At 38.3% G+C, this 18,394-nt stretch carries 20 protein-coding genes; 19 read left to right on the top strand and 1 reads right to left on the bottom strand.

What is annotated here, in order from left to right:
* The first annotated feature begins 29 nt into the window (after window positions 1-29).
* Together ribD and AC3FI7_RS20030 are read left to right on the top strand one after the other, a co-directional pair.
* Window positions 30-1,055, top strand: coding sequence for a bifunctional diaminohydroxyphosphoribosylaminopyrimidine deaminase/5-amino-6-(5-phosphoribosylamino)uracil reductase RibD (gene ribD / locus AC3FI7_RS20035; RefSeq protein WP_491460757.1), 1,026 nt, complete (start codon window positions 30-32; stop codon window positions 1,053-1,055).
* Between the two features lie 40 nt (window positions 1,056-1,095).
* Window positions 1,096-1,755, top strand: coding sequence for an IMPACT family protein (locus tag AC3FI7_RS20030; protein ID WP_172617052.1), 660 nt, complete (start codon window positions 1,096-1,098; stop codon window positions 1,753-1,755).
* Here the strand turns inward: AC3FI7_RS20030 and AC3FI7_RS20025 are convergent.
* On the bottom strand, window positions 1,752-2,462 hold the full coding sequence (locus AC3FI7_RS20025; RefSeq protein WP_172617047.1) for a zinc metallopeptidase: 711 nt from the start codon (window positions 2,460-2,462) through the stop codon (window positions 1,752-1,754). The two genes, AC3FI7_RS20030 and AC3FI7_RS20025, sit on opposite strands and share 4 nt — an antisense overlap.
* 105 nt (window positions 2,463-2,567) lie before the next feature.
* Between AC3FI7_RS20025 and AC3FI7_RS20020 the strand changes: the two genes are divergently transcribed.
* The 17 genes from AC3FI7_RS20020 to AC3FI7_RS19940 all read left to right on the top strand — a co-directional run bounded on the left by AC3FI7_RS20020 (window position 2,568) and on the right by AC3FI7_RS19940 (window position 18,356).
* The gene (locus AC3FI7_RS20020) at window positions 2,568-3,695 is read left to right on the top strand and encodes a GNAT family N-acetyltransferase (RefSeq protein ID WP_491460756.1); all 1,128 of its coding nucleotides are present in this window, start codon (window positions 2,568-2,570) and stop codon (window positions 3,693-3,695) included.
* A 55-nt stretch (window positions 3,696-3,750) separates the two neighbouring features.
* Window positions 3,751-3,927, top strand: a complete 177-nt coding sequence (locus AC3FI7_RS20015) for a hypothetical protein (RefSeq protein WP_172617048.1) — start codon at window positions 3,751-3,753, stop codon at window positions 3,925-3,927.
* Window positions 3,928-4,048: 121 nt separating this feature from the next.
* Window positions 4,049-4,420: an NADH-quinone oxidoreductase subunit A gene (locus AC3FI7_RS20010; protein ID WP_034693436.1), complete on the top strand. Its 372-nt coding sequence runs from the start codon at window positions 4,049-4,051 to the stop codon at window positions 4,418-4,420.
* A 103-nt stretch (window positions 4,421-4,523) separates the two neighbouring features.
* A complete protein-coding gene (locus AC3FI7_RS20005; protein WP_002983540.1) occupies window positions 4,524-5,084 on the top strand; it encodes an NADH-quinone oxidoreductase subunit B in 561 nt (186 codons plus the stop codon).
* Between the two features lie 6 nt (window positions 5,085-5,090).
* The gene (locus tag AC3FI7_RS20000) at window positions 5,091-5,585 is read left to right on the top strand and encodes an NADH-quinone oxidoreductase subunit C (protein ID WP_065400513.1); all 495 of its coding nucleotides are present in this window, start codon (window positions 5,091-5,093) and stop codon (window positions 5,583-5,585) included.
* Window positions 5,586-5,662: 77 nt separating this feature from the next.
* A complete protein-coding gene (gene nuoD, locus AC3FI7_RS19995; RefSeq protein ID WP_065400512.1) occupies window positions 5,663-6,886 on the top strand; it encodes an NADH dehydrogenase (quinone) subunit D in 1,224 nt (407 codons plus the stop codon).
* Between the two features lie 104 nt (window positions 6,887-6,990).
* Complete coding sequence (locus AC3FI7_RS19990) at window positions 6,991-7,500, top strand: NADH-quinone oxidoreductase subunit NuoE family protein (RefSeq protein ID WP_002983545.1); 510 nt, start codon at window positions 6,991-6,993, stop codon at window positions 7,498-7,500.
* Between the two features lie 102 nt (window positions 7,501-7,602).
* On the top strand, window positions 7,603-8,961 hold the full coding sequence (gene nuoF / locus AC3FI7_RS19985) for an NADH-quinone oxidoreductase subunit NuoF (RefSeq protein WP_491460755.1): 1,359 nt from the start codon (window positions 7,603-7,605) through the stop codon (window positions 8,959-8,961).
* A 5-nt stretch (window positions 8,962-8,966) separates the two neighbouring features.
* A complete protein-coding gene (locus AC3FI7_RS19980) occupies window positions 8,967-9,842 on the top strand; it encodes a hypothetical protein (protein WP_142724227.1) in 876 nt (291 codons plus the stop codon).
* A 41-nt stretch (window positions 9,843-9,883) separates the two neighbouring features.
* Entirely contained in the window at window positions 9,884-10,882 is a 999-nt protein-coding gene (locus AC3FI7_RS19975; protein ID WP_142724228.1) for an NADH-quinone oxidoreductase subunit G, read from the top strand.
* 88 nt (window positions 10,883-10,970) lie between these two features.
* Window positions 10,971-12,035 carry an NADH-quinone oxidoreductase subunit NuoH gene (nuoH, locus tag AC3FI7_RS19970; RefSeq protein ID WP_142724229.1) on the top strand — a complete coding sequence of 355 codons (1,065 nt, stop codon included), beginning with the start codon at window positions 10,971-10,973 and terminating at the stop codon, window positions 12,033-12,035.
* 124 nt (window positions 12,036-12,159) lie between these two features.
* A complete protein-coding gene (locus AC3FI7_RS19965; protein WP_002983553.1) occupies window positions 12,160-12,717 on the top strand; it encodes a NuoI/complex I 23 kDa subunit family protein in 558 nt (185 codons plus the stop codon).
* Complete coding sequence (locus AC3FI7_RS19960; RefSeq protein WP_142724230.1) at window positions 12,717-13,214, top strand: NADH-quinone oxidoreductase subunit J family protein; 498 nt, start codon at window positions 12,717-12,719, stop codon at window positions 13,212-13,214. The genes AC3FI7_RS19965 and AC3FI7_RS19960 overlap by 1 nt, the downstream gene beginning before the upstream one ends.
* A gap of 4 nt (window positions 13,215-13,218) precedes the next feature.
* Window positions 13,219-13,548 (top strand): NADH-quinone oxidoreductase subunit NuoK, encoded by a 330-nt coding sequence (gene nuoK / locus AC3FI7_RS19955; protein WP_002983557.1) that lies wholly within the window; start codon window positions 13,219-13,221, stop codon window positions 13,546-13,548.
* A 2-nt stretch (window positions 13,549-13,550) separates the two neighbouring features.
* Window positions 13,551-15,464, top strand: a complete 1,914-nt coding sequence (gene nuoL / locus AC3FI7_RS19950; protein WP_142724231.1) for an NADH-quinone oxidoreductase subunit L — start codon at window positions 13,551-13,553, stop codon at window positions 15,462-15,464.
* A 2-nt stretch (window positions 15,465-15,466) separates the two neighbouring features.
* On the top strand, window positions 15,467-16,960 hold the full coding sequence (locus AC3FI7_RS19945; RefSeq protein ID WP_491460754.1) for a complex I subunit 4 family protein: 1,494 nt from the start codon (window positions 15,467-15,469) through the stop codon (window positions 16,958-16,960).
* A 16-nt stretch (window positions 16,961-16,976) separates the two neighbouring features.
* A complete protein-coding gene (locus AC3FI7_RS19940; RefSeq protein WP_142724233.1) occupies window positions 16,977-18,356 on the top strand; it encodes an NADH-quinone oxidoreductase subunit N in 1,380 nt (459 codons plus the stop codon).
* Window positions 18,357-18,394 lie beyond the last annotated feature (38 nt).

The raw sequence follows: 18,394 nt of genomic DNA, 5'->3' as shown, positions 1-18,394 counted from the left end.
ATTTGTCTTCGCTTTTTCTTTTTATCAATATGAACAACGACGAACTTTATATCAGAAGATGCATTGAGCTGGCTCAAAAAGCTCTCGGCAATACGTACCCTAATCCACTTGTAGGAAGTGTCATTGTACACAATGGACAAATCATTGGTGAAGGATACCATCATAAAGCCGGTGAAAATCATGCTGAAATCAATGCCATTAACTCAGTTAAAAATAAAGATCTTATCCCTGAATCTACAATCTATGTCTCACTGGAGCCATGTGCTCATTATGGAAAAACCCCACCCTGCGCTTTAAAAATTAAAGAACTGGGATTTAAGAAAGTTGTAATCGGAGCGATGGATTCCCATGATAAAGTAAACGGCAAAGGAAAAAAAATCATTCAGGATGCAGGTATTGAAGCCGTTTCAGGAATTCTTGAAAAAGAATGTGTTGAACTCAATAAAAGATTCTTTACATACCACGAAAAGAAAAGGCCTTATATTATTCTAAAATGGGCAGAATCCGGTGATGGATTTCTGGATAAAGATTTTAAACCGACTCCTGTTTCCAATACGCTGGTCAATCAATTCGTTCATCAGTTGAGAGCTGACGAACATGCTATTTTAGTAGGAACACAAACTGCTTTACATGACAATCCGAGCCTTACTGTAAGAAATGCGGAAGGAACAAACCCTGTCAGAATACTGATTGATTTTGATTTAAAAGTTCCTGTCAGTTTCAGCATTTATAATGATGAAGCAAAAACATTGGTTTTAAATTCTGTAAAAGAAGGTATTGAAAAACATATCCAGTTTGTTAAGATCAATAAGGATTATTTCCTGTCAGAATTAATGAAAGCACTGTACAAAGAACAGATACAGTCTGTCATTATTGAAGGTGGCCGTTTTACGCTGCAGCAGTTTATTGATGCTGAGCTTTGGGATGAAGCCATCGTGATTAAAAATGAAAACCTGAAACTGGAAAACGGAACAAAAGCCCCCGAATTCAATTATACCCCTGCAAGAATTGAAAATTTCAGAGATAATACGATCTCATTTTTCAAACAAAAATAAAAGAAAAGCCTTCTAAACTGACGGCTTATTTATGATCATGATGCAGAATACTAAAGCATTTAATATTTTTGCATACATAAAGTCGGAATATACAATGACGTTTGAGTACAAAACCATAGAAAAGCCCATAGAAAATACTCTTTTAAAAGAAAAAGGAAGTAAGTTTATCGGATTTGCCTACCCTGTAAACAATGAGAAAGAGCTAAAAGCGGCACTGGAAAAGATCAGGGAAGAACATCCGAAAGCTACCCACCACTGCTATGCCTTCAGAATGGGATTAAATGGTGAAAATTATCGTGCCAACGATGATGGCGAACCTTCCGGAAGTGCAGGCTTACCTATTTACAATCAGTTATTGGCTAATGAAATCACCAATGTACTTGTCATTGTAGTCAGATATTACGGAGGAACAAAACTGGGCGTTTCAGGACTGGTAAAAACCTATAAAGAATCTGCCAAGATCACATTGGAGGAAGCCAGTATCATTACCAGAGAACTGGAGACAGAAGTTGAAATTCAGTTTAATTTCAATCAGCAGAATATTATTTTCACTTTACTTTCAAAATTTGACGCCAAAGTTTTGAATTTCGATGCGAATGAAAACTGCATCCTTACAGCATCACTGAAACTGGCCCAAAAAGAAAGCATCTCAGAAAAGCTTTCCGAGATGCAATATGTTTCATTTGAATTTAATGATTAATCCCTTCTTCCACCAAGGAGCAAAGATGCCCAGTAAAGAAGTTGTGCCAGAGAACCTAAAGCCGCGACCACATAAGTTCTTGCAGCCCATTTCAAACTGTCCTGTACTCCAACAAATTCTTCTGCAGTTACAGTTCCTGTATCTTTAAGCCATTTCATAGCCCTGTTACTTGCATCATATTCCACCGGAAGTGTTACGAAAGCAAAAAGTGTTGTCACAGCAAACATTGCGACTCCAATTGCCAGCACAGTAGTGTTTCCATTTGGATTCTCAATCGTTCTTGATGCCGCCATTACTGCGATACCCGCGATAAGAACAAATTGCATCAGATTAGAACTTATATTAACAATAGGAACCAGTTTTGAACGTAAATTTAACATAGAGTACCCTACAGCATGCTGTACTGCATGTCCGCACTCATGAGCAGCTACTGCCGCAGCGGCTGCATTTCTCTGCATGTAAACCCCTTCCGAGAGGTTAACTGTTTTATCTGCCGGATTATAGTGGTCCGTCAACTGCCCGGGTACAGATATTACCTGAACATCATTTATCCCGTTATCTCTCAACATCTTTTCCGCTACTTCTTTCCCCGAAAGACCATTTCGAAGGTGTACATTGGAATAATATTCAAATTTCGATTTCAACCTGGAGGAAACCCACCAGCTCACCAGCATTGAAATACCAATAATGATATAATAACCCACCATTTTATATAGATTTTGTGTTTAATTTTTATCCATAATCAAATAAAAACTGTGCCAAAGTATAAGATTTTATTATTTATATTTGTCTTCTAATTCTTCTCAAAAAACATGTCTACAGTTTCAATTATTGAAGTAAAAACAGCGGATCAGCTCAAGCAATTCGTAAGATTCCCAATGGATTTGTATAAAAACAATCCTTACTATGTTCCATCCTTTATCAATGATGAAATCAACATCTGGAATGCTGATGAAAATCCTGCACTTCAATATTCGGAAGCAAAACAATACCTTGCCTATAAAAATAACAAGATCGCAGGAAGAATTGCTGTGCTTATTAACCACAAAGAAGAGAAAGAGTTAGGCATTAAAAAAGTACGCTTTGGATGGATCGATTTTATTGATGATACTGAAGTTTCAAAAGCATTGATTCAAAAAGCAATTGATTACGCAAAGGAGAAAAGCATTGACAAAATTGAGGGGCCAATGGGATTCACCAATCTTGATAAAGCTGGAATGCTCGTAAAAGGCTTCGACCAGCTGGCCACAATGATCGGAATTTACAATCATGAATACTATCCGAAACACCTTGAGAATCTAGGATTGATCAAGGAAAAAGAATGGGTGGAATTCGAAATTATCTTCCCGGAATCATTGCCTGATAAAATCCACAAATTCAATCAGCTTATCTCTGAAAAGTATAAGCTGAAAGTATTAAGATTTAAAACAAAGGAAGAAATCCTCCAGTATGTGGATGCCATGTTTGATCTTCTGGACGAAACCTACAAACACCTTTCCACCTATACTCCTATTTCGGACGAACAGCGTAAAACCTACAAGGAAAAGTATTTCAAACTGATTGATAAAGACTTTATTGTTTGCATTGTTGATGAGCACAACAATCTGATCTCTTTCGCAATAACGATGCCCTCTTACTCCAAAGCACTGCAGAAATCCGGAGGCAAACTGCTTCCTTTCGGATGGTGGCATTTCTTACAAGCAGGAAGAAAAAATGACAGGGCCAATTTCTATCTGATCGGAATTCACCCCGATTATCAGCGAAGAGGAGTAACTTCTATTATCTTCAAGGAAATTTTTGATGTCTTCAAGAAAAAAGGGGTAAAATTTCTCGAAACCAATCCTGAACTGGAAGAAAACAAAAGCATCCAGCTGTTATGGCAGGATTATAATCCGGTAAACCATAAAAGGAGAAGGACTTATTCAATGGAAGTGTACTAAGATCTACCGTTTCTTCCCAACCCTCCGACACTCAACCTTACAAACCAAAAACCTCATGAAACCACAGCTCATCATCTTTGCTATTTTAATTGCCGGGTTTATCAGTTATAATTTCTTTTTTCAATCACCGGACGACAAAACCAATACAGTGATCAATATCCTTTTTGCCAGCATCCTTTTTGGATATATATCGTTCATGGCGTATTCTCTCCTTAAAAAAATGAAGAAATAACTGTTATTTTTATTGATTCTAAATTATCGGTTTTCCCTATTTTCATCCGACTTTTAAGCTGATAAATTTCATGCTTTCTTGTTTATTCGCTAAATTTGCAAATTGAGATAATAATGCAAAAATGAATTTACCTGAAAGTTATATTCCAATCCTTATCCAGGCTGGTGTAGCAGTAGGATTTGTAGCGGTTTCTTTGCTTGGGGCACATTTCTTGGGGCCACAGCAGAAAAAAGGAAACTCTGTAAAAAACCAAAGCTGGGAATGTGGAGTTCCTGTAGAAGGAAATGCCAGAACGCCGTTTTCTATCAAGTACTTCCTGACTGCGGTATTGTTCGTACTATTCGATATTGAAATCGTATTCTTTTATCCTTACGCGGTAAATTTCAGAGAATTCGGCATGGAAGGATTCCTTGCTGTACTTACGTTCGTCGCGATCTTTTTCGTTGCGTTTTTCTATGTCTGGAAACGAGGCGCACTGGATTGGGATAAATAGAGCAATTATAAATTTTAAATTAAAAATTTTAGATGGTGATTTTAAATTAATACGATTGGTTTAATTTAAAATCTAAAATTTAAAATCTAAAATCATCTACAAGATGTCAGATAAAAAACCAGTAATAAGAACAGATGCACCTGCTCCCGAAGGCTATGAAGGAGAAGGGTTTTTCGCAACAAAACTGAGCAGTGTAATCGGGATGGCAAGAAAGTTTTCACTTTGGCCGTTACCATTTGCAACCTCTTGTTGCGGTATCGAGTTTATGGCTACCCTGAACCCCACTTATGATGCTTCAAGATTTGGTATGGAAAGAAACTCTTTCTCGCCAAGACAGGCAGATATGCTGATGGTTTGCGGAACTATATCAAAGAAATTGGGACCTGTCCTGAAAGAAGTGTACACTCAGATGGCTGAGCCAAAGTGGGTGGTAGCAGTGGGAGCATGTGCTTCCAGCGGCGGTATTTTTGATACCTATTCTGTGCTTCAGGGAATTGATAAAATTATTCCGGTAGACGTTTACGTTCCCGGATGTCCTCCAAGACCCGAACAGATCATTGAAGGAGTAATGCAGGTACAGGCTTTGGCTGAAAGCGAAAGCATCAGAAGAAGAGATATGCCTGAGTATCAGAAATTATTAGATTCTTACAACATAAGCAACTAAACGGAAATGACAAACGAATTTGTATTAGAGGCAATCACAAGAGAATTTCCGGAATCTGTCATTTCAAGTTCAGAGCCTTATGGGATGCTGACCATTGAAGTGAAGAAAGAAGATATAAAAAAAATCATTCACTACCTTAAAGATTCATCTCTGGAAATTAATTTCCTTACGGATGTCTGTGGAATTCACTATCCTGAATTTCCGGAAAAGGAAATAGGAGTTGTCTATCATTTGCATAATATGATGACCAATTTCAGATTACGTCTGAAAATCTTCATGTCCAGAGAAAACATAGAGGTAGATTCTCTTACAGATCTGTATGCAGGAGCGAACTGGATGGAAAGAGAAACGTATGATTTCTATGGGATCAAATTCAAAGGGCACCCGGACCTGAGACCTATTCTGAATATGGAAGATCTTGGATACCACCCAATGTTGAAGGAATATCGCCTTGAAGACGGGACAAGAACCGACAAGAACGATAGTATGTTCGGAAGATAAAAATAAAATATAAATGATAAATGATAATAGATAAATGATTATCGATTATCAACTATTAATTATCAATTATAATACTTATGAAAGATAACTCATTATCTAATATACTAAACCAGTACGAAAGTAAGGAACAGATTGACGGGCAGTTATATACCCTCAACTTAGGACCTACCCACCCTGCTACCCACGGGATTTTTCAGAATATCTTAACGATGGACGGAGAAAGAATCCTTCACGCTGAGCAAACAGTAGGATATATCCACAGAGCATTTGAGAAAATTTCCGAAAGAAGAAACTATTCTCAGATCACTACCCTTACGGACCGTATGAATTACTGTTCTGCACCCATCAATAATCTGGGTTGGCACATGACAGTAGAAAAGCTGATTGGTGTAGAAGTTCCAAAACGTGTAGACTATATGCGTGTTATCCTGATGGAACTTGCCAGAATCGGTGACCACCTGATCTGTAACGGAGTAACCGGAATGGATTCAGGAGCTATTACAGGTCTTACTTACATGTTCATCGAAAGAGAACGTATTTACGATATGTATGAGCAGATCTGTGGAGCCAGAATGACAACCAATATGGGAAGAATCGGAGGATTTGAAAGAGATTTCACCCCTAAGTTTCACGAGCTGATCAAGGATTTCTTAAAAACATTCCCACCAAGATTCAAAGAATTCTGTACCTTATTAGAAAGAAACAGAATTTTCATGGACAGAACCATCGGTACAGGAGCGATCTCTGCTGAAAGAGCATTAAGCTACGGTTTCACAGGTCCAAACTTACGTGCAGCAGGTGTAGATTATGATGTAAGAGTTGCACAGCCTTATTCTTCATACCAGGATTTCGACTTTATTATTCCTGTAGGAACCTCAGGAGATACTTACGACCGTTTCATGGTTCGTCAACAGGAAATCTGGGAATCAATCAAAATTATCAAACAAGCATACGAAAACCTTCCGGAAGGACCATTCCATGCGGATGTTCCTGATTTCTATCTTCCTGAAAAGGCAGATGTCTATCAGAAAATGGAAGCATTGATCTACCATTTCAAGATCGTAATGGGAGAAACTGATGTACCGAAAGGAGAAGTTTACCATGCTGTAGAAGGTGGAAACGGAGAATTAGGTTTCTATCTTGTGAGTGACGGAGGAAGAAGCCCTTACAGACTTCACTTCAGAAGACCATGCTTCATCTATTATCAGGCATATCCTGAAATGATTACAGGTTCTGTGATTTCAGATGCCATTGTAACGATGTGTAGTATGAATATTATTGCAGGCGAACTAGACGCATAACAATTGTAAAAAGTACAATGTAGCATGTACAATGTACTTGAAAATATAAATTAGTTAATAAATACTTTGTACTTTGTACAATGTACATTTTACAACAAAATAAAATGAGCGAAACAATAGCTTTTAAACCGGAAAGTTTAGCACAGGTACACAAAATTATCGCAAGATATCCTGAGGGAAGACAGAAATCTGCTCTTCTTCCTGTACTTCACCTGGCACAGAAAGAATTCGGAGGATGGTTAGATGTTCCTGTAATGGATTATGTTGCCGGACTATTAAGTATTAAGCCGATCGAAGTATATGAAGTGGCTACTTTCTATACGATGTTCAATATGAAGCCGGTGGGTAAATATGTTTTGGAAGTTTGCAGAACAGGGCCTTGTATGGTTTGTGGAAGCGAAAAAATCCTGGATCATATCAGAACCAAACTGAACATTAAAGACGGAGAAACCACTGAAGACGGTATGTTCACATTGAAACCTGCTGAATGTCTTGGAGCATGTGGATACGCACCGATGATGCAGTTGGGGAAATTCTTTCATGAAAATTTAACGATAGAAAAAGTAGATGAAATCCTTGATCTTTGCAGACAGGGACAAGTTGCTTTAGACTAATAGAAATTTTAAATTCTAAGTTTTAGATTTTAAATTATTCACTTAACGTTTAATCATAATTAATGCAAGAAGCCAAAAGCCAATTGCAATAAGCAAATAACAATGAGTAAAAAACTTTTACTTAAAGACGCACATATAGAAGGTATCCGCTACTTTGAAACTTACCGTAAGCAGGGAGGTTATACAGCAGCTGAAAAAGCCTTGAAAATGACTCCTGATGAAATTCTTGAAGAAGTAAAAGCTTCAGGACTGAGAGGTCGTGGTGGAGCCGGATTCCCTACAGGAATGAAATGGAGCTTTCTGGCAAAGCCGGAAGGTGTTCCAAGACACCTTGTCGTGAATGCAGATGAGTCTGAGCCTGGAACATTCAAAGACAGATATCTGATGGAGTTCCTTCCTCATTTATTGATCGAAGGAATGCTAATATCTTCCTACTGTTTAGGTTCCAATACTTCTTATATCTACATCCGTGGAGAATATTCATGGATTCCGGATATCCTTGAAGAAGCTATTGAAGAAGCCAAAGCAGCAGGATTTTTAGGTAAAAATATTTTAGGAACCGGTTTCGATCTTGAAATCTATGTACAGAGAGGTGGTGGAGCGTACATCTGCGGTGAGGAAACTGCATTGCTTGAATCCCTTGAAGGAAAAAGAGGTAACCCAAGATTAAAACCACCATTCCCGGCTGTAAAAGGTCTTTGGGAGAGACCAACGGTGGTAAACAACGTTGAATCTATTGCAGCAGTGGTTCCAATCATTGATATTACCGGTGCTGAATATGCTAAAATAGGGGTTGGAAGATCTACCGGTACGAAACTGATTTCTGCTTGTGGAAATATCAATAAACCTGGTGTATATGAGATCGATATGACCATCACTGTAGAGGAATTTATCTATTCTGATGAATATTGTGGCGGTATTAAAAACGGTAAAAAATTAAAGGCTTGTATTCCTGGAGGAAGTTCTGTTCCGATTGTTCCTGCAAACTTATTGCTGAGAACGGTGAACGGAGAGCCAAGATATATGAACTATGAGTCATTGGCAGATGGTGGGTTCGCTACCGGAACGATGATGGGTTCAGGAGGTTTCATCGTTTTGGATGAAGACCAGTGTATTGTAGAGCACACCATGACGTTGGCGAGATTCTATAATCACGAAAGTTGCGGACAATGTACTCCTTGCCGTGAAGGAACGGGATGGATGTACAAGATTTTAAAGAAAATCGAGAAAGGAGAAGGAAAAATGGAAGATATCGATCTGCTTTGGGATATCCAGAGAAAGATCGAAGGAAATACGATTTGCCCGTTGGGTGATGCAGCAGCCTGGCCGGTTGCAGCAGCGATCCGTCACTTCAGAGATGAATTTGAGTGGCACGTGAAAAACCCTGAATTGTCTCAGACACAAAATTATGGATTGGCACATTATGCTGACCCTATCCCGGCTGTAGAAAAGAACGCATAGTTGAAATGAAAAAATTGTTGGTTGTCGGCTTAATGATGTCGAGTTTTGTTTTCGGACAAAATAAAGAGAAGGATTCTTTAATAGATAGAAGTTCAGATAAAGGAGCATTGGTTTCAAGAAAGAAGCCGGAACCTTTAAGCAAAAAAGGTCAGATGTTCGTTTTCTTTGGATGGAACAGAGCAGCATTCAGTAATTCTGATATCCGTTTCACAGGAAATGGTTATGATTTTCAGCTGAATAATGTATCTGCACAGGACAGACCTACCAAATTTGGAATTGTTTATATCAATCCGGGATGGTTTACAGTAGTGCAGTACAATTTCAGAGCGGGATATTTTATTAAAGATAACTGGGCTTTGGTTTTGGGAATAGACCACATGAAATATGTGATGGATCAGAACCAGACCGTAAATTTCAAAGGCCATATTTCAGATCCTGAATATGCAGGAATGGTACAGAACGGACAGGTAAACCTGGCAGACGAGAAGTTCCTTACTTTTGAACATACAGATGGACTTAATTATGAAAACTTAGGTCTTGAAAGATATCAGAATCTTATCAACAAGAAAAATGTTGATCTTGTCTGGTCTTATGGAGCCGGAATCGGATTCATGTTCCCGAAAAGTAATGTAAAGCTTTTTGGAAATGAAAGGAGTGACCGTTTTCATGTAGCAGGTATGGGAACTGACATAAGAACCAGTCTTAACCTTGTACTTTGGGACCATGTGATGGTAAGATTAGAAGGAAAAGCGGGTTATATCAACATGTGGGACATTAAGACTACATTGAATAATAAGCCGGACAAAGCCCAGCAGGATTTTGTTTTCGGACAGGTCCTTGCAGGAATCGGATATACATTTAATACTAAGAAATATAAATAACAAAGCCTATTGCTTAATGCATAAAGCTTAAAGCATACAATATGAGCGAAGAAGTTAAAAAATTCAAAATAACTATAGACGGACAGACTACTGAAGTTTTGCCAGGTACTTCTATCCTTGAAGCGGCAAGACAAATCGGTGGAAAATCTGTACCTCCTGCTATGTGTTACTACAGCAAATTAGAAACCAGTGGAGGGAGATGCAGAACTTGTCTGGTAGAAGTTTCTAAAGGGTCTGAAGCAGATCCGCGTCCTATGCCGAAATTGGTAGCAAGCTGCAGAACTAATGTAATGGATGGGATGGAAGTAAAAAATCTTACTTCTGAGAAAGCTCAGGAAGGAAGAAAAGCGGTTACCGAGTTCCTGTTGGTAAACCATCCGCTGGACTGCCCTATCTGTGACCAGGCCGGAGAATGTCATCTTCAGGATTTAGGTTATGAGCATGGTGTGGAAAATACAAGAACAGAATTCGAAAGAAATACTTACGAAGCCGATGACCTTGGACCACACATCAAATTGAACATGAACCGTTGTATTCTTTGTGCGAGATGTGTATTGGCCGCCAACCAATTGACAGGTGAAAGAGAACACGGTATTCTTTTCAGAGGCGATCACGCTGAGATTTCAACGTACTTAAATAAAGCTTTAGACAATGACTTCATCGGAAACGTTATCGATGTTTGCCCGGTTGGAGCATTAACGGACAGAACAGCCCGTTTTGCCAGCAGAGTATGGTTTACAAAACCAATGAACGCTTCTTGCAAATGTGATAAGTGTTCCGGAAAAGCTGTAGTATGGTTTAAAGGAGATGAAATTGTAAGAGTTACTGCAAGAAAAGACCAGTGGGGTGAAGTGGAAGAATTCATCTGCGATACATGCCGTTTCGAAAGAAAGTCCTTATCAGACTGGAACATCGAAGGTCCTAGACATATCGACAGACACTCTGTAATTTCATTGAACCACTACGAAAAGCCAAAAGATGAGCTAAGAGTTTTAGACAATCCGATGGCTAAAGAAATCAGTGAAAAAGACGAAAAATAATTAATAAGACATCAGATTCAGATACCAGACTTCAGACAGCAAATTAAATCTGACATCTAGCATCTGACATCTTAATATCTAAATAAAAATGGATTTACTTACATTTAAACTTATACTTGTACTAGCACTTTTCCTGCTGTCGCTGACGATTGCCGCCTATTCTACCTGGGCAGAAAGAAAAGTTGCCTCTATCATGCAGGATAGAATCGGTCCCAACAGAGCCGGACCTTTCGGATTGCTGCAGCCTCTTGCTGATGGTGGAAAGTTTTTCTTCAAAGAAGATTTTACACCGGCCAATGCAGAAAAATTCCTTTTCGTATTGGGACCTGCGTTGGTTATGTTTATTTCATTGATTACAGGAGCTGTTATTCCGTGGGGTAAAAGTTTAAATATTGCAGGTACTTCTTTTGATCTTCAGGTAGCCAACATTGATGTTGGTGTACTTTTTATCATCGGAATGGCTTCAATTGGTGTTTACGGAATCATGATCGGAGGTTGGGCTTCGAACAACAAATATTCATTATTAGGTGCTATCCGTGCTTCTTCTCAGATGATTTCTTACGAATTGGCAATGGGGTTAGCGCTTCTTTCTATCATCATGATGACAGGAAGTTTAGATTTAAAAGAAATTACTGAAAGCCAGACTACCGGAAAATTATGGGGTGTTATTCCTTGGGTTTCCGGGTTGAACTGGAATATTTTCTACCAGCCGGTTGCCTTCCTTGTTTTCTTTGTAGCTGCTTTAGCAGAAACCAACAGACATCCGTTCGATTTACCTGAGTGTGAATCTGAATTGGTAACAGGATACTCTACAGAATACTCTTCTATGAAGTTAGGTTTATATATGTTCGGAGAATATGTGAACATGTTTATTTCCAATGCTTTTATGGTGGTTCTTTTCTTCGGAGGATACAACTATCCTGGTATTGAATGGGTAACGCAGAACTGGGGAGAAAATGCAGCAGGAATCTTGAGTATTGTTGCATTCCTTACGAAAACAGTAATCGGAATTCTGATCTTCATGTGGATCAGATGGACACTTCCAAGATTCAGATATGACCAGTTAATGCACTTGGGATGGAAAACATTAATTCCGATGGCATTGGTAAACCTGTTAATTACAGGAGCTGTAATTTTAGCGTTTGCAAACTAAATTATCTAAACCTAACGGATTTTAAAAACCTGTTAGGTTTGTGTAAATATTGAATATTAAAAATTAAGATAACAGACAAGATTAGTCTAAAATCTGGTGTCTAACATCTAATATCTATAATTAAATGAAACTTACAAACAGATCAAAAGTTGTTTCCAATAAAGAAATGACCCTTGCTGAAAAAATCTACTTACCTGCGATCTTTACAGGAATGGGGATTACATTTAAGCATGCTGTAAGAACCGTGATAAAGGGTGCTCCCGCAGTATATTCATATCCGGAAGTACAGAAGCCGAGAACAACCATCTGGAGAGGGCAGCACGTCTTGAAAAGAGACGAGGAAGGCAGAGAAAGATGTACAGCTTGCGGACTTTGTGCGGTAGCTTGTCCTGCAGAAGCCATTACAATGACTGCTGCTGAAAGAACTAAAGAGGAAAAACATCTTTACAGAGAAGAAAAGTATGCTTCAGTATATGAAATCAATATGCTGAGATGTATTTTCTGTGGTATGTGTGAAGAGGCTTGTCCTAAATCTGCCATCTATCTTACCGACAGATTGGTAGATGTGGAAACCAATAGAGGCTCTTTCATTTACGGAAAAGATAAATTAGTTGAAAAAATAAATGAAAGGATTGATATCACGACAAGACAATCCGAGAAACAAAAAAATGCGGTAAAATAATGGATCAGTTTTTATTTTTCTTGGTAGCGTTTTTAGCAGTGGCAAGTGCGGTTTATTTTGTGTTTGCAAAAAATCCTTTATATGCTATTTTGTCATTAATTGTTACAATGTTTTCAATTGCCGGAATGTACATTCTTTTAAATGCACAGTTCCTTGCAATTATCCAGATTATAGTGTACGCAGGTGCCATCATGGTACTTTTCCTTTACATCTTAATGATGCTTAACCTTAATAAGCAAGACGAAAGTAAGAAGAACAATACTTTAAAATTTGTTGGAGTTTTTACTGCTGGGATTCTTTTGGTGGGAGTATTAGGTGTTTTCAGAGGAATAAGAGAGAACCACATCGTTGTTGAAAATGTAGACAGAGGGGTTGGTCTTACGAAAAATCTGGGTAAACTTTTGTTTAATGAATATGTTTTACCGTTTGAGCTTGCTTCCATTCTAATTCTGGCAGGTATTGTAGGCGCGGTATTAATCGGTAAAAAAGATTTATAAAATTATGGGAGAAGTAAATACATTTATACAAAGCATCCCTTTGGACTACTTCATCATTCTTTCATCAGTATTGTTCTGTCTGGGAGTAATGGGAGTATTGCTTAGAAAAAATGCTATTGTGATTCTGGGCTGTGTAGAGCTTATGCTGAATTCTGTAAACCTTTTATTGGCAGCCTTTTCAGCATACAAAGGCAACGGCGACGGACAACTTTTAGTTTTCTTCATTATGGTGGTAGCTGCTGCTGAAGTAGCGGTAGGTCTGGCAATTATTGCTATGCTGTATAGAAACACCCGTTCTGTAGATGTGAGTATATTTAATAAATTAAGAGGATAAGAATGGAGAATCTAGTATATGCAATAGTACTTTTACCACTTTTAGGGTTTCTTATTAACGGGCTGTTTGGAAAAAATCTTCCAAAAATATTGGTTGGATCTTTAGCTACCGCAGTAGTTTTCGGGTCTTTCTGTATTGCGGTAAGTCTTTTCATGAATTTCAATTCTGAAAGCCAGCCTGTCATTGTAAAAGCTTTTGAATGGTTTAGAGTAAACGGAGTTCAAATTAATTTTGGATTCCAGATTGATCAGCTTTCTTTAATGATGGTAATGATCATTACGGGTATCGGTTCACTGATCCACTTATACTCTATCGGATATATGAGTCATGATAAAGGATTCTACAAGTTTTTTACTTACCTGAATCTTTTCATCTTCTCCATGTTACTTTTGGTAATGGGAAGCAACTACCTTATCTTATTCATCGGATGGGAAGGTGTAGGTCTTTGTTCTTACCTGCTGATCGGATTCTGGTATACTAACGAAGAATACGGGAAAGCAGCAAGAAAAGCTTTCATCATGAACAGAATTGGTGACCTTGCGTTATTGATCGGTATCTTCATGATCGCTTCTCAGACCAATGCTGTAGATTATCTTTCTGTAGCAGAAAACGCTTCAAAATTTGAATTAGACGGAACAGTGATCATCTTTATCACAGCGAGTTTATTCATCGGTGCTACCGGTAAATCTGCTCAGGTTCCATTATATACATGGTTACCGGATGCGATGGCCGGGCCTACTCCTGTATCAGCGTTGATCCACGCGGCAACAATGGTAACGGCAGGTATTTATCTGGTAGTAAGATCCAACTTCTTATTTACTTTGGCACCAACTGTTCAGGGAGGTATTTTATTCATCGGATTCTTAACGGCTGCATTGGCAGGGTTCTATGCACTTCGTCAGAACGACATCAAAAAAGTATTGGCATATTCTACTGTTTCACAGCTTGGATTTATGTTCATTGCTTTAGGTCTTGGAGCGTATACAACAGCAATGTTCCACGTAATGACACACGCATTCTTTAAGGCTTTATTATTCTTAGGTGCAGGTTCTGTAATCCACGCGATGAGCAACGAGCAGGATATGCGTTTTATGGGAGGTCTTAAAAAATATATTCCTCTTACACACGCTACATTCCTTATCGGGACATTAGCTATCTCAGGTTTCCCTTTATTATCAGGGATGATCTCTAAAGACGAAATTTTAGTAGCCGCTTTCGCTAAAAACCCAATTTACTGGGTCATCTTATTTGTTTTAGCGGCAATCACTGCAACCTATATGTTCAGACTGTACTATCTTACATTCCACGGAGAATTCAGAGGTACTGAAGAACAAAAACATCACTTACATGAAAGCCCGTCTAATATGACATTACCATTGATCGTATTGGCTGTTCTTTCTGTAATCGGAGGTTTTATCAACCTGCCACACTTCATCGGCCATGGTCACTATGCCAAACTGATGGAATGGTTAAAGCCTGTTCTTACAGAACAAAGCTTCAGCCAGATGGAAGCGACTCTTTCAGGAGTACCTTTCAATACTGAAATGATCTTATTAGCAGCTACAGTGATTATGTTCTTCTCTGTGTGGTTCATTGTTAGAAACACTTATGTAAAGAAGAAAAAAATGGCAGTTGCAGAAGAGAGCTACACCGGATGGGAAAAGCTTTCTGCTAAAAAATTATACGTTGACGAACTTTACAACGCATTGATTGTAAAAACTGTTGAAGGATTAGGACGCGGAGGGAAAATGTTTGATAAGGGTATCTTAGACCGTTTTGTAAACTTTGTAGGTGATGGTGCTGAAGACAGCGGAAAAGCTATGAAGCGTGTACAGAACGGAAATGTAGAGACGTATATTCTTATCATGTCTTTAGCTGTGGGAATTATATTAATTGTTAACTTTTTATTACAATAATAATGTCTTGTTTATTATTAACATTATTACTTTTACCTCTAGTAGGTTCGGGATTAGTTTTTGCCTGGAAGAATAGTTCCAGCAAATATTTGGCGCTTGGAATTGCATTGGTACAAATGCTTCTTACGTTCTATGTACTTTCGGATTTTGATTTTAATCCGACAGTAGACAGCGTATTGCAGCATGAGATCAATTATCCGTGGTCACAATTTATGAAGAGCTCTCTTCACTTCGGTATCGATGGGATGAGCATGCTTCTTTTATTATTGACCAATATTCTGGCTCCCATCATTATTTTATCTTCTTTCAACGAAAATGTAAACTACAGAAATACATTCTACGGATTGATTCTGTTGATGCAGTTCGGACTTGTAGGAGTCTTCACTTCTTTAGACGGATTGTTATTCTACATTTTCTGGGAAGTAACTTTGATTCCAATTTGGTTCATTGCCGGACTTTGGGGACAGGAGAATAAAAGGTTCGAATTCACTACGAAATTCTTCGTATATACATTCGTTGGATCATTATTTATGTTAGCAGGATTGATCTATGTGTACAACCACTCTGCATCATTTGCTTTAACAGATTTATATAACGCCCAGCTTAACGAAACACAACAGACTGTGGTATTCTGGTTTATCTTCTTTGCTTTTGCAGTGAAATTACCGGTATTCCCTTTCCACACATGGCAGCCTGATACCTATACTTACTCTCCTACTCAGGGATCGATGTTATTATCAGGGATCATGCTGAAGATGGCAGTATATGGTGTAATGCGTTATTTACTTCCAATCACGCCGCTTCCGATTGCCGGAATTTCAGGACAGATTGTGATCATCCTTGCTATTGTAGGTATTGTTCATGGTGCTTTGATCGCCATTATCCAGACGGATATGAAGAGAATCATTGCTTATTCATCTTTCTCTCACGTAGGATTGATGGTAGCTGGTATCTTTGCTTCTGCGGTAGTGACTCTCAGAGGAACATTCAACGTAGAAGGCGCGGAAGGAGCATTGGTCCAGACTTTTGCTCATGGGATCAACGTAGTGGGATTATTCTATTGCTGTGATATTTTATACAAGAGATTTAAATCAAGAGACATCAGACAAATGGGTGGTTTAGCTAAAGTGGCGCCTAAGTTTGCTGTATTGTTCCTGATCATTATATTAGGTTCAATGGGAGTTCCATTAACTAACGGATTCATCGGGGAATTTATTTTGTTGAAATCGGTTTATGATTTTAACGGAACAGCAACAGTAATTGCTGGTCTTACAGTAATTCTTTGTGCTGTATATTTATTGAGATTCTACGGAAAAGCAATGTTTGGAGAAGGTGATGAAGCCGTTTTAAGTACAGCAAAAGATTTATCTGGTGTAGAATTTTCTGTATTGGCAAGTTTAGCGGTTTTTGTGATTTTACTAGGTATTTTCCCACAACCGGTAATCGACATGGTGAGTAGTTCGGTGAAGTTTATCTACCAATCAATGGTAAGTTAATTTGATATTTTAAGAAATGAGTGTTTTAATTATTGTTTTCCTAACGGCAGTTATTGCGTTATTTTCAGGAGTTTTTGAACAAGGAAAATTCGCAAGATACATTGGGATTTTGGGATTAATCATCGCATTGTACGTAAGTTTTATGCCTGAATGTTCGTTCTTCGATCATTACAAGCATATGTATGAGTACAGTGGCAATACTGCATTATTCACTAAAATATCAATCGTAACAACTTTATTATTATTCTTCCTGGGAGGGTTTGCATTCAGCAACCACAGAAGCCACCAGTCAGAATTATATGCATTAATGCTGTTTGCATTATGCGGAGGGATTATCCTTTTCGGATATCAGAACCTGGTGACGATGTTCTTAGGAATTGAGATCCTTTCTATCCCATTATATGTAATGGCTGGAGCTAACAAAACTGATCTGAGATCAAATGAAGCTTCTATCAAATATTTCCTTATGGGTGCATTTGCAACAGGTTTCTTACTGTTCGGTATTGCATTTATCTACGGAAGCACAGGAAGTTTTGATCTGTATAAGATCCATGACTTCGGAGTGGCAAATCCAGGGAATGTAATGTTTATCTTGGGAGTATTACTGATTCTTTGTGCATTGGCATTTAAAGTGGCTTTAGCCCCTTTCCACATGTGGAGCCCGGATGTATATGCAGGTTCACCTTCACTGATCACAGCTTTTATGGCGAGTGTGGTAAAGATCTCCGGATTCTTTGCTCTCTTCAGATTGATGACTCTTGGTTTCACAGGAGTAACTCATGAATGGATCAATGTTTTAGGAGTATTCTTAATCATTACTTTACTTTTGGCAAACGTGATGGGTCTTGCTCAGACGAATGCAAAAAGAATGTTGGCTTACTCTTCTGTTTCTCACGCAGGATATATCGGATTGGTATTCTTCGGAATGACAAGCCTTTCCACTTACAATCTGGCATTTTATCTGTTTGCTTATTCTTTATCTACTGTAGGGGTTTTTATGTGCCTTATCTGGGTAGAGAAGTTAAAGAGAGAGACATCTTTCGGAGCATTCAAAGGATTGGCAAAAACTGAACCTTTATTAGCGACTGCTGCTGCGATCTCTATGCTTTCAATGGCAGGGGTTCCGCTAACAGCCGGATTTATGGGAAAATTTGCTTTATTCTCGCAGGCTATGAACGGTGCAGCTTTCTTAGTATTGGTAGCAGTATTAGGTTCTGCCCTATCAATTGCTTATTATTTAAGGCTGATCATCGCAATGTTCTTCTTTAAAGAATCAACTTTCAAATCATCAGAAAAAGTAACACTTACTTACAATATTGTTGCAGTAGCCGTAATCGTACTGATTATCATTTTGGGAATCTTCCCTGATTTCTTTGCGAATATGTTCGGATTGTAAACAACATTATAACGAATCAATATAAAACCTTCCAGTTA

The sequence above is a fragment of the Chryseobacterium sp. TQ-BC-N36 genome (genome assembly GCF_058382295.1).
The sequence above is the reverse complement of the archived record's forward strand: the minus strand, read 5'-3'. Positions and strand labels throughout refer to the sequence as shown.

Bases quoted from the DNA above. Each gene is read 5' to 3' on its own strand.
- nuoL (WP_142724231.1), top strand. From the start codon at position 13,551: ATGGAGAATCTAGTATATGCAATAGTACTTTTACCACTTTTAGGGTTT.
- AC3FI7_RS19965 (WP_002983553.1), top strand. From the start codon at position 12,160: ATGAAACTTACAAACAGATCAAAAGTTGTTTCCAATAAAGAAATGACC.
- nuoD (WP_065400512.1), top strand. From the start codon at position 5,663: ATGAAAGATAACTCATTATCTAATATACTAAACCAGTACGAAAGTAAG.
- AC3FI7_RS20000 (WP_065400513.1), top strand. From the start codon at position 5,091: ATGACAAACGAATTTGTATTAGAGGCAATCACAAGAGAATTTCCGGAA.
- AC3FI7_RS19945 (WP_491460754.1), top strand. From the start codon at position 15,467: ATGTCTTGTTTATTATTAACATTATTACTTTTACCTCTAGTAGGTTCG.
- ribD (WP_491460757.1), top strand. From the start codon at position 30: ATGAACAACGACGAACTTTATATCAGAAGATGCATTGAGCTGGCTCAA.
- AC3FI7_RS19960 (WP_142724230.1), top strand. From the start codon at position 12,717: ATGGATCAGTTTTTATTTTTCTTGGTAGCGTTTTTAGCAGTGGCAAGT.
- AC3FI7_RS20005 (WP_002983540.1), top strand. From the start codon at position 4,524: ATGTCAGATAAAAAACCAGTAATAAGAACAGATGCACCTGCTCCCGAA.
- AC3FI7_RS20030 (WP_172617052.1), top strand. From the start codon at position 1,096: ATGCAGAATACTAAAGCATTTAATATTTTTGCATACATAAAGTCGGAA.
- nuoH (WP_142724229.1), top strand. From the start codon at position 10,971: ATGGATTTACTTACATTTAAACTTATACTTGTACTAGCACTTTTCCTG.
- AC3FI7_RS19940 (WP_142724233.1), top strand. From the start codon at position 16,977: ATGAGTGTTTTAATTATTGTTTTCCTAACGGCAGTTATTGCGTTATTT.
- AC3FI7_RS20015 (WP_172617048.1), top strand. From the start codon at position 3,751: ATGAAACCACAGCTCATCATCTTTGCTATTTTAATTGCCGGGTTTATC.
- AC3FI7_RS19975 (WP_142724228.1), top strand. From the start codon at position 9,884: ATGAGCGAAGAAGTTAAAAAATTCAAAATAACTATAGACGGACAGACT.
- AC3FI7_RS19990 (WP_002983545.1), top strand. From the start codon at position 6,991: ATGAGCGAAACAATAGCTTTTAAACCGGAAAGTTTAGCACAGGTACAC.
- nuoK (WP_002983557.1), top strand. From the start codon at position 13,219: ATGGGAGAAGTAAATACATTTATACAAAGCATCCCTTTGGACTACTTC.
- AC3FI7_RS20010 (WP_034693436.1), top strand. From the start codon at position 4,049: ATGAATTTACCTGAAAGTTATATTCCAATCCTTATCCAGGCTGGTGTA.
- nuoF (WP_491460755.1), top strand. From the start codon at position 7,603: ATGAGTAAAAAACTTTTACTTAAAGACGCACATATAGAAGGTATCCGC.
- AC3FI7_RS20025 (WP_172617047.1), bottom strand. From the start codon at position 2,462: ATGGTGGGTTATTATATCATTATTGGTATTTCAATGCTGGTGAGCTGG.
- AC3FI7_RS19980 (WP_142724227.1), top strand. From the start codon at position 8,967: ATGAAAAAATTGTTGGTTGTCGGCTTAATGATGTCGAGTTTTGTTTTC.
- AC3FI7_RS20020 (WP_491460756.1), top strand. From the start codon at position 2,568: ATGTCTACAGTTTCAATTATTGAAGTAAAAACAGCGGATCAGCTCAAG.